The organism is Saccharopolyspora sp. NPDC002686 (assembly GCF_040295745.1).
GTDB lineage: Bacteria > Actinomycetota > Actinomycetes > Mycobacteriales > Pseudonocardiaceae > Saccharopolyspora > Saccharopolyspora oryzae.
Genome location: NZ_JBEOVY010000306.1, coordinates 1 through 9,635, shown reverse-complemented (window position 1 = coordinate 9,635; position 9,635 = coordinate 1). Strand labels below are relative to the sequence as shown.

General features: G+C 70.7%; 11 protein-coding genes. 6 read left to right on the top strand and 5 right to left on the bottom strand.

Annotated features, from left to right (window positions below):
* Positions 1-140: 140 nt before the first annotated feature.
* The 3 genes from ABTZ89_RS30135 to ABTZ89_RS30125 all read right to left on the bottom strand — a co-directional run bounded on the left by ABTZ89_RS30135 (position 141) and on the right by ABTZ89_RS30125 (position 2,070).
* Positions 141-416, bottom strand: a complete 276-nt coding sequence (locus ABTZ89_RS30135; protein WP_351051017.1) for a MoaD family protein — start codon at positions 414-416, stop codon at positions 141-143.
* A gap of 72 nt (positions 417-488) precedes the next feature.
* On the bottom strand, positions 489-944 hold the full coding sequence (locus ABTZ89_RS30130) for a M67 family metallopeptidase (protein ID WP_270952752.1): 456 nt from the start codon (positions 942-944) through the stop codon (positions 489-491).
* Between the two features lie 97 nt (positions 945-1,041).
* On the bottom strand, positions 1,042-2,070 hold the full coding sequence (locus ABTZ89_RS30125) for a P1 family peptidase (RefSeq protein ID WP_270952753.1): 1,029 nt from the start codon (positions 2,068-2,070) through the stop codon (positions 1,042-1,044).
* Positions 2,071-2,264: 194 nt separating this feature from the next.
* Here ABTZ89_RS30125 and ABTZ89_RS30120 point away from each other — a divergent pair, with 194 nt between their 5' ends.
* The 4 genes from ABTZ89_RS30120 to ABTZ89_RS30105 are packed head-to-tail and all read left to right on the top strand — an operon-like array spanning position 2,265 to position 6,546.
* Complete coding sequence (locus tag ABTZ89_RS30120) at positions 2,265-3,572, top strand: MFS transporter (RefSeq protein ID WP_351051012.1); 1,308 nt, start codon at positions 2,265-2,267, stop codon at positions 3,570-3,572.
* 46 nt (positions 3,573-3,618) lie between these two features.
* On the top strand, positions 3,619-4,278 hold the full coding sequence (locus ABTZ89_RS30115) for a response regulator transcription factor (protein WP_270949507.1): 660 nt from the start codon (positions 3,619-3,621) through the stop codon (positions 4,276-4,278).
* Between the two features lie 4 nt (positions 4,279-4,282).
* The gene (locus ABTZ89_RS30110) at positions 4,283-5,638 is read left to right on the top strand and encodes a sensor histidine kinase (RefSeq protein ID WP_351051009.1); all 1,356 of its coding nucleotides are present in this window, start codon (positions 4,283-4,285) and stop codon (positions 5,636-5,638) included.
* Positions 5,638-6,546 (top strand): TAXI family TRAP transporter solute-binding subunit, encoded by a 909-nt coding sequence (locus ABTZ89_RS30105; protein WP_502949617.1) that lies wholly within the window; start codon positions 5,638-5,640, stop codon positions 6,544-6,546. Before ABTZ89_RS30110 ends, ABTZ89_RS30105 begins: the two co-directional genes overlap by 1 nt.
* A gap of 135 nt (positions 6,547-6,681) precedes the next feature.
* Here ABTZ89_RS30105 and ABTZ89_RS30100 read toward each other — a convergent pair whose 3' ends face one another.
* Together ABTZ89_RS30100 and clpS are read right to left on the bottom strand one after the other, a co-directional pair.
* Positions 6,682-7,245 (bottom strand): DUF2017 domain-containing protein, encoded by a 564-nt coding sequence (locus ABTZ89_RS30100; RefSeq protein WP_270949509.1) that lies wholly within the window; start codon positions 7,243-7,245, stop codon positions 6,682-6,684.
* A complete protein-coding gene (gene clpS / locus ABTZ89_RS30095; RefSeq protein WP_270949510.1) occupies positions 7,246-7,539 on the bottom strand; it encodes an ATP-dependent Clp protease adapter ClpS in 294 nt (97 codons plus the stop codon).
* 145 nt (positions 7,540-7,684) lie between these two features.
* On the opposite strand from clpS, the gene ABTZ89_RS30090 reads away from it, so the two are divergent.
* Together ABTZ89_RS30090 and ABTZ89_RS30085 are read left to right on the top strand one after the other, a co-directional pair.
* Positions 7,685-8,980, top strand: a complete 1,296-nt coding sequence (locus ABTZ89_RS30090) for a nicotinate phosphoribosyltransferase (RefSeq protein WP_270949511.1) — start codon at positions 7,685-7,687, stop codon at positions 8,978-8,980.
* A gap of 39 nt (positions 8,981-9,019) precedes the next feature.
* Positions 9,020-9,589, top strand: a complete 570-nt coding sequence (locus ABTZ89_RS30085; RefSeq protein ID WP_270949513.1) for a nicotinamidase — start codon at positions 9,020-9,022, stop codon at positions 9,587-9,589.
* Positions 9,590-9,635 lie beyond the last annotated feature (46 nt).

Genomic DNA, 9,635 nt, shown 5'->3' with positions numbered 1-9,635 from the left:
TTCTCAGACGTCGCCTGGCGAGGACAGCCCGTTTGCCGTGTATTGGACATACATAAAAACGGGATCCCGCAGCCAGGCGGCGTCTGAGGTTCCGCTACTTGCACCGCCCAGCAAGGCGGGTGCAACCAATTACCGAGAACTCACATGCCGCCGGCGACTGCGGGGAGGATCGTGACGTTGTCGCCGTCGGAGACCTTGGCCTCGAGGCCGCCGGCGAAGCGGACGTCCTCGTCGTTGACGTAGACGTTGACGAAGCGGTGGAGGTTGCCCTCCTTGACCAGGCGGTCCTTCAGGCCGTTGTAGTTGCCGTCGAGGTCGTTGATGATCTCGGCGACGGTGCCGCCCTCGGCCTGGACCGACTTCTCGCCACCGGTGTGGGTGCGCAGGATGGTGGGGATCGAAACCTTGACTGCCATGGGAAAACCTCCATGTCCACAGAGGACTACATAGGGATGCGGGGACGCGAGCACCAGCGGAATGACCGCGGTTCAGCCGCGGTCGGGGACCTCGTCGGCGCCGGTGTGGGCGAACATGTACGACTCCACGACCTCCACCGGTTCCTCGGTGACCTCGCCGTCGAGGATCCGGTAGGAACGCAGCTCATGGGTCTCAGGGTCCCTGGTGGACACGAGCACGTAGTGCGCGTTGGGCTCCGAGGCGTAGGAGACGTCGGTGCGCGACGGATAGGCCTCGGTCGAGGTGTGCGAGTGGTAGATGACCACCGGCTCCTCGTCGTTGGCGTCCATCTCCCGCCACACCTTCAGCTGTTCACCGGAGTCGAACCGGTAGAAGGTGGGCGAGCGCTCGGCGTTGATCATCTCGACCAAGCGTTCCGGGCGGTCCGACCCTTCCGGACCGGCAATCACACCGCACGCCTCGTCCGGGTGGTCCCGTCGGGCATGCGCGACCATCGCATCCACGAGGTCGCGTCGGATCACCAGCACAGCAACCATCCTAATAGGTGGAGCACCTCGCTCCCACGATGTGGAATCGCGGTCGCGGATGCGGCTTTCGTCGGGCGAAACGTAGGTCCACGATGATTCATTCCCGCGCCGAGGGGTAGAGGCTCGTGTACGACGTCACCTCGTCGACCGATTCCGCGGCCAGCACGCCGCGCACGATCGCCCGCGCCACCACGTCGGCGGCCGCCGCGCTCACCGCGTCCAGCCGCGCGGACCAGTCCTGCTCCCCCGGCGCGGGCAGCGCGGCCCCGGTGCCGGTGGCCAGCGCGAACATGGTGTCCCCGTCGACGAGCAGGTGAGCGGGCCGCACCGCGCGGGCCAGCGCGTCCTGGGCGGCCACCGCGAGCCGCCGGCACTCGGCCTTGGACAGCTTCAGGTCGGTGGCGACCACTCCGATGGTGGTGTTGAGCGGGCGGTCGACCGGCCCGTGGCGGCCGGGCCGCGTGCCGAACAGCGGCCGGGCCGCGTCGATCTCCGCCTGATCGGGTGACCTCAGGCCGGGAGTGGGGATCCACGGGAGCCCGGTGTCGGGGTCGATGGCCGATCCGGCGGCGTTGACCGCCACCAGCGCACCGATCGTGGTGCCGTCGTCCAGCACCTCGCTGGCCGTGCCGATGCCGCCCTTGACGCAGCCCACGACCGCGCCGGTCCCAGCGCCGACGTTGCCTTCCCGCGTCTCGGTGCGGGTGGCGTTCTCGCAGGCCCGGTGGCCGAGTTCGGCGTCCGGCCGGTTGCCCCAGTCGTTCATCGGCAGGTCGAAGATCACCGCGCCGGGCACCACCGGAACCACGTGCGCCGGGTCGGGGCCGACGCGGACGCCGTGGCCGCGGTCGCCGAGCCAGCGCATCACGCCGTCGGCGGCGGCCAGCCCGTAGGCGCTGCCGCCGGTCAGCGCGATGCCGTGCACCTGCTGCACCAGGTGGCTCGGTTCGAGCACGTCCGTCTCGCGCGTGCCCGGCCCGCCGCCGCGGACGTCGACCGCCGCGCTCGCGCCGTCCGGCACCAGCACCGCGGTCACCCCGGTCGCCCAGTGGGCGTCGAGCCGCTGCTCGTGCCCGACCAGCACACCGCCGACGTCGACGAGCGCATCCTGCTTCCCCGCTGCCATACCGCCTCCTCCGCTGTTCCCGGTTCCCGCGAATTCCATTGAAATCGGACCTCTGATTTCAATGGAATTCGCGTCCCACGAGCCGCGCGCAGGCCCGAGGTCATCACGTTAACCAGACGTAAAGGAAGGGGCGCACTCCTTGTTGCGGGGCCCGCTCGTCCGCAGTGTGAGTCCGTTCACGATGAGGAGGACGGATGACTACTGAGGTCGGCAGCCGCGACGGTGCGGCCCGCCCCGGCGGCGAGCGCCGGGTGGTCGCCAACGTGATCCGGGGCTCGATCGGCAACTTGATCGAGTGGTACGACTGGTACGCCTACACCGCGTTCAGCGTGTACTTCGCAGCCGCGTTCTTCCCGGACGGCGACCTGACCGCTCAGCTGCTCAACACCGCCGGTGTCTTCGCCATCGGCTTCCTGATGCGCCCGCTGGGCGGCTGGATGCTCGGCCGCTACGCCGACCGGTTCGGCCGCCGCGCCGCGCTGACGCTGTCGGTGACGCTGATGGCGTGCGGTTCGCTGGTGATCGCGGCGACCCCCAGCTACGAGACGATCGGGCTCGGCGCGCCGCTGCTGCTGGTGCTGGCCCGACTGGTGCAGGGCATCTCCGTCGGCGGCGAGTACTCCACCTCCGCGACCTACCTCTCCGAGGTCGCCACCCCGGGCAAGCGCGGCTACTACTCCAGCTTCCAGTACGTGACGCTGGTCGCCGGCCAGCTCACCGCGCTGGGCGTGCAGATCCTGCTGCTGCTGGTGCTCACCAACGACCAGATGGAGTCGTGGGGCTGGCGGATCCCGTTCGTGATCGGTGCGATCGGTGCGATCATCGTGATGTGGCTGCGGCGCGGCATGGACGAGACCGAGAGCTACAAGAACTCGTCCGGCGGCGAGTCGCGCGGCACGATCAAGGCGCTGCTGCAGCACCCCAAGGAGTGCCTGCTGGTCGTCGGCCTCACCCTCGGCGGCACCGTGGCGTTCTACACGTACACGACCTACCTGCAGAAGTACATGGTCGCCACGGCCGGCATCAGCAAGCCGACCGCGGCCTGGATCAACTTCTTCGCGCTGCTGGTGTTCCTGTTCCTGCAGCCGCTGGCCGGCGCCCTGTCCGACCGCATCGGCCGCCGCTGGCTGCTGCTGACCTTCGGCATCGCGGGCACGGTGCTGACGGTGCCGATCATGACGCTGCTCGGCGGCACGCAGAACCCGTTCCTGGCCTTCGCGCTGATGCTGGGCGGGCTGGTGATCGTCACCGGCTACACCTCGATCAACGCGATCGTGAAGGCCGAGCTGTTCCCGACCAACATCCGCGCGCTCGGCGTCGGCCTGCCCTACGCGCTGACCGTGGCGATCTTCGGCGGCTCCTCGGAGTACGTCGCGCTGTGGCTGAAGCAGGCGGGCATGGAGAGCGCGTTCTTCTGGTACGTCTCCGGCTGCGTGCTGATCTCGCTGCTGGTCTACGTCCGGATGCGCGAGACCTCGAAGGACTCCCGCATCGAAGCATGATCCACCGGCTGGCCATACTCGCAGTCGGATCTGCTGGAGGTGGCCGGTGCGCGTGCTTCTCGTCGAGGACGACGACGGTGTCGCCGACGCGCTCGTCGACGTCCTCGCCGCGCACGGGCACCGGCCCACTCGCGTCACCCGCGGCGCGGACGCGCTGACCAGGCACCGCGACCACGACCTGGTGCTGCTGGACCTGGGCCTGCCCGACGCCGACGGGCTCGACGTGCTGCGCAAGCTGCGCCGGATCGGGCCGGTCCCGGTGGTGGTGCTGACCGCGCGCGGCGAGGAGCGGATGGTCGTCCGCGGTTTGCGCTCCGGCGCGGACGACTACCTGGTCAAACCGGTTCGGATGGCGGAGCTGGTGGCGCGCATCGAGGCCGTGGCGCGGCGCGGGCGGCCGCTGGCGGCCGACGCCGAGGAGGTGCAGGTCGACGACGTGCAGGTGGACCTGCGCACCCGGCGGGTGCGGGTCGCCGGGCACGACGTGGAGCTGACGCCGAAGGAGTTCGACGTGCTGGCGGTGCTGGCCAGGGAGGCGGGCAGCGCGGTCAGCAGGCAGCGCTTGATGGACGAGGTGTGGGGCGATGCCTACCTGGCGGTTTCGAGGTCCCTGGACGTCCACATCGCGCAGCTGCGCGCGAAGCTCGGGCGCCCGGAGCTCCTGGTGACCATCCGCGGCTTCGGCTACCGGTTCGGGGAGAGCTGAGCCGGTGCGCAGGCGCTTGTTGCTGGTGCTGCTGGGGTTCTCGATCGTCGCGGTCGCCGGGTTCGCCGCTCCGCTGCTGCGCGCCACCGCCGCCGAGCGGACGCAGCAGCTCGTGCTGGCCCGCTCCGCCGATCTGGACCGGTTCGCCGCGCTCGCCGACCACGCCTTCAGCACCGGTGACCGCGCGCAGCTTATCGACGAGGCCACCCGCTACACCGAGCTCTACGGCGAACCGCTGGTCGTGGTCGACGCCGCACGCGCTCCGGTGGTCGAGACCGGCGGGTTGCACGCCGCCGACGTTGCCGATGCGACGGAGAAAGCGCTGCGCAACGAGCTCGCCGGGCCGGTGCCGTGGCTGCGGCCGTGGTCCAGGGGTGATCTGGTGCGCTACCGGCCGGTCGGCGACGGGACGCGCGTGACCGGAGCAGTCGTGGTGGCGGCATCCGTGCAGCGCGCGACGGACGACATCGGCCGGAGCTGGGCGCTAATCGCCGCTGGTGCGCTCAGCGCCTTGCTGGTGTGCGGGTTGTTGGCATTGGTGCTGGCCAGGTGGGTCCTGCGGCCGTTGGCCGAGCTGCGCGCCGGGGTCCGGGCGGTCGGCGCAGGCTCGCGCCGGTCGCGGGTTCCGGTCGATGCCGGACCGCCGGAGCTGCGGGAGCTGGCGATGTCGTTCAACCGGATGTCGGAGGCGGTCGCCGACGCCGAGGAGCAGCAGCGGCGGCTCGTCGCCGACGCCTCGCACCAGCTGCGCAACCCGATGGCGGCGCTGCGGCTGCGGGTGGACTCGCTGGAGCGGCGGATCACCCCGGAAGGCACCAAGACCTACCGGTCCGCGGTGGCGGAGGTCGACCGGCTGGAGTCGCTGCTGGACCGGCTGCTGGCGCTGGCCACCGCCGACCGCGAACCAGAACCGTCCACTTCGGACACCAGCGAGGTGGCGGCGGTCGCGGTGGACCGCGTCGAGGCGTGGCGGTCGGCCGCCGAAGCGGCGGGCGTCGCGCTGTCCGCGCCCCGCCTGGACGAAGCGCTCGTGGACGTCCCGCCGGACGAGTTGACGCAGGTCCTGGACGTGCTGCTGGACAACGCGATCAAGTACGCCGGGCGCGGCTCCTCGGTCGAGGTGCGCGCCGAGGGGTGCGCTCTGATCGTCCGCGACACCGGTCCCGGGCTGTCCGAGGCGGAGATCCCGCAGGCAGCGCGGCGGTTCTGGCGGGCCGACCGGCATCGCGGCAGCCGCGGCTCCGGGCTCGGCCTGGCCATCGTCGACCGGCTGGTCAGCGCCCGGGGCGGGGCGATGCGGCTGGAGAGCGTCGAGCCGCACGGGCTGTCGGTGCGGCTGGAACTTCCGGGGGACTGCTGATGCGCCGCCGCGACTTCCTCGCGATGGCGGGCGTTGGGCTGCTCACCGCGTGCACCAGCGGCACGCCCGCCCGCACGATCCGCATCGCCGCAGGTGAACCCGGCGGTTTCTACACCTCGTTCGCGCGACTGCTGGCGGCCGAGGTGTCGGCGGCGACGCCCGGGAACCGCATGGAGGTGCTGAACACGCAAGGCAGCGTGGGCAACGTCGAACTGCTCCGGGACGGCGGCACCGACCTCGGCATGGTACTCGCGGGCACCGCCGCCGCAGTGCAGGCCGGCGAGCTCGGGCCACCGGTCGAGCTGCGCGCGCTGGGCAGGGTTTACGAGAACTACGCGCAGCTGGTGGTGCGCGCGGACAGCCCGGTGCGCGCGCTGGACGAACTGTCCGGGCGAACGGTCTCGATCGGCGCGCCGAAGTCCGGCACCGCGCTGTTCGGGCGGCGGCTGCTCGCCGCGCGACCAGGCGTCCGGACCACCGCGCTGCCGCTGGACGAAGCGATCGCGGCGTTGGAGAACGGCAGCATCGACGCGCTGCTGTGGTCCGGCGGGATCCCGACCCCGGCGCTGCGGGCGCTGGACGACCGGATCGGCATCCGGCTGCTGCCGCTGGAGCCGGAGATGGCCGGCTGCGGCCCATCCTGCGACCAGCTCCAAGTGCCGCCGGGCGCCTACCGCCGCGCGGCCGGCGTGCCCACGGTCGGCGTCGCCAACATCCTGGCGTGCACCCCGGAACTACCCGACGACGTGGCAGAAGCGGTGGTCCGAGTCCTGGTGCTGCGCGCGCCGTTCCTGGTCCCCCAGCCAACGGTCGGAACCCAGTTCCTCGACGTCGGCAACCTCATCGGCACCGGAAAGGTCCCCCTCCACCCAGGAGCCCAACGCGCCTACCGAGACCTCCACGGCTGACCCCGGAGCGCTCCGCCCGATTCCGCAGTTTCAATTGAAACTGTGATCCTGCGTGCGTGGGATCTGCAGTTTCAATTGAAACTGTGGTCCACCATGTGGGATCGACTGCAGTTTCAATTGAAACTGCGGGACCGATCAGGTCATGAGGGCGGTGACGAGACTGTCCTGGACCCAGGTCAACCACTGGTAGACGCCCAGGTGCTCGCGGCGCAGGTCGTCCTCGGGGAGGTCCTCGGGCATGTCCTCGTCCACGTCCAGGGCGGTGCCCAGCGCCAGGCGGACGTCGTTGAGCGCCGTCAGCCAGCCGTCGGCCTGCTCACCGGTCAGCTTCACCCGGCCGCCGTCCGGCGGGCAGGTCTCCAGCACCAGCCGCGCCGCTCCGGTCTTGGCCTCCAGCAGGGACGGTTCGTGCAGCGAGCGCATCGCGCCGGCCGCATCCACCTGCTCCTCGTCGGTCTCACCGGTGATCGGGTCGCGGCGGTAGAAGTCCGGCAGCAGCCGCGCCAGCACCCGGTCCTCGGGCGCCGTCGTCGGGCCCGTGCGGATACCGGTCAGCTCGGCCAGCTCGTCGGCGGGAGCTTCCGCGGAGCGCGCGGTCAGCATGTCCTTGATCTGCCCGACCAGGCCCCGGATGACTGCGGCCTCCTGCTGCGACAGCTCGGCCTGCACGTTCCCGTTCTTGCGGGTCCAGCCTTCCACTCAGGAATCCTTCTGCATCGTCGCCCACAGGCCGGCGGCGTGCAGCTTCGCCACATCGCCCTCGACCTTCTCCTTGGACCCCGAGGACACCACCGCCTTGCCCTTGTGGTGCACGTCCAACATCAACTTCGTCGCGTGGTCCCGGGTGTAACCGAAGATCTTCTGCAGCACGTAGGTGACGTAGGACATGAGGTTGACCGGGTCGTTCCAGACCACGGTCACCCACGGCTTGTCCTCGGTGCCGAGCGCGTCCGCTTCGAGTTGCGCGCGCTCGATCTCAGCGGGCGAGGTCATACCCCTATCGTTGCACGCCCCCGTCACAACATTGTTTGTGGTTCTCGGGCCGGTTCGACCGGCGGCGCGAGCAGCGGGACCCCGGCTCCCGACCGGGTTCGGCCGATCTGCCGCGGTTGATCGGGGACCACGTAATCTCTGCTCCATGAGCACCAGCACTGCGCTGCTAACGGACCACTACGAGCTGACGATGCTCGACAGCGCGCTCCGCGATGGGACCGCGCACCGGCCGTGCACCTTCGAGGTGTTCACCCGGCGGCTGCCGAACGGGCGCCGGTACGGGGTCGCCGGCGGCATCGGCCGCGTGCTCGACGCGATCGAGAACTTCACCTTCGGCGAGGAGGAGCTGGCCCAGCTCGCCGAGCACGACGTGGTCGGCGAGTCGACTTTGGCGTGGCTGCGCGACTACCGGTTCCAGGGGCAGATCGACGGCTACCCGGAGGGCGAGCTGTTCTTCCCCGGATCCCCGCTGCTGACCGTGCGCGGCACGTTCGCCGAGGCCGTGGTGCTGGAGACGCTGGTGCTGTCGATCCTCAACCACGACAGCGCGATCGCCGCGGCGGCGGCCCGGATGGTCTCGGCCGCCAACGGCCGGCGGATCATCGAGATGGGTTCGCGGCGCACCCACGAGGAGTCCGCGGTCTCCGCCGCCCGGATCGCCTACCTCGCCGGGTTCACCGGCACCTCGAACCTGGAGGCCGGGCGCCGCTACGGCATCCCAACCACGGGCACCGCGGCGCACGCCTTCACGCTGCTGCACGACTCCGAGCGCGAGGCCTTCGAATCGCAGGTCGCGTCGCTGGGCACCGGCACCACGCTGCTGGTGGACACCTACGACATCACCCGCGGCATCGAGCTGGCGGTCGAGGTCGCAGGCCCGGAACTGGGCGCGGTCCGCATCGACTCCGGTGACGTCGGCGTGCTGGCCCGGCAGGCCCGCGAGCAGCTGGACGCGCTGGGCGCCTTGAACACCCGGATCGTCGTCTCCGGCGACCTCGACGAGTACGCGATCGCCGCGCTGCGCGCCGAACCGGTCGACGGCTACGGCGTCGGGACCTCGCTGGTCACCGGTTCCGGGGCGCCGACCGCGGAGATGGTCTACAAGCTGGTCGAGGTCGAGGGCCGACCGGTCGCCAAGCGCAGCTCGCACAAGGAGTCGCGCGGCGGGCGCAAGGCCGCGGTGCGCCGGTACAAGGAGACCGGTACCGCCGTGGAGGAGGTCGTGTTCCAGGTCGCGCCGGGGGCGTCCGAACCGGTGCTCGGGCCGCACGACCGGTTCCTGCAGATCCCGCTGATCCGCGACGGCAAGCGCGTCGCGGACCTGCCCACGCTGGAGGACAACCGCCAGCGGCTGCGGCACGCGCTGGTCACGCTGCCCTGGGAAGGTCTGACGCTCTCCAAGGGTGAACCGGCGATCCCGACCGTCTTCCACACCGCCTGACGACCGACCACAATGGGGACGCGACCCGAGGGAGCCGGGATGACCAAAGCGCTGATCATCGTGGACGTGCAGAACGACTTCTGCGAGGGCGGTGCACTCGCGGTGTCGGGCGGCGCCGAGGTGGCCGCGGCGATCTCGCAGTACCTCGCCGGGTTCGACCACGACCACGTGGTGGCGACCCGCGACTACCACATCGACCCGGGTGCGCACTTCAGCGACGAACCGGACTTCGTGCGCTCCTGGCCGCGGCACTGCGTCGCGGGCACGCCCGGCGCGGCGTTCCACCCGGCGCTGGACGTGGGCCCGGTGGAGGCGGTGTTCTCCAAGGGCCAGTACAGCGACGGCTACTCGGGTTTCGAGGGGATCGACCCGCGCGACCGGCCGCTGCACGACTGGCTGGCCGAGCGCGGCGTGCGGCGGGTCGACGTGGTGGGCATCGCCACCGACCACTGCGTCCGCGCAACGGCACTGGACGCGGTGCGCAACGGCCTGGACACCACGGTCCTGCTGGAGCTGACGGCCGGTGTGGCGCGCGAAACCGTCGACGCGGCCCTCACCGAACTCGACACCGCAGGCATCAACCTCATCGGCGAACCCGTCGTCCGATAGCAAAGTTTCAGCTGGTCAGGACCCGTGAGTACTTTGGGGTGCTATA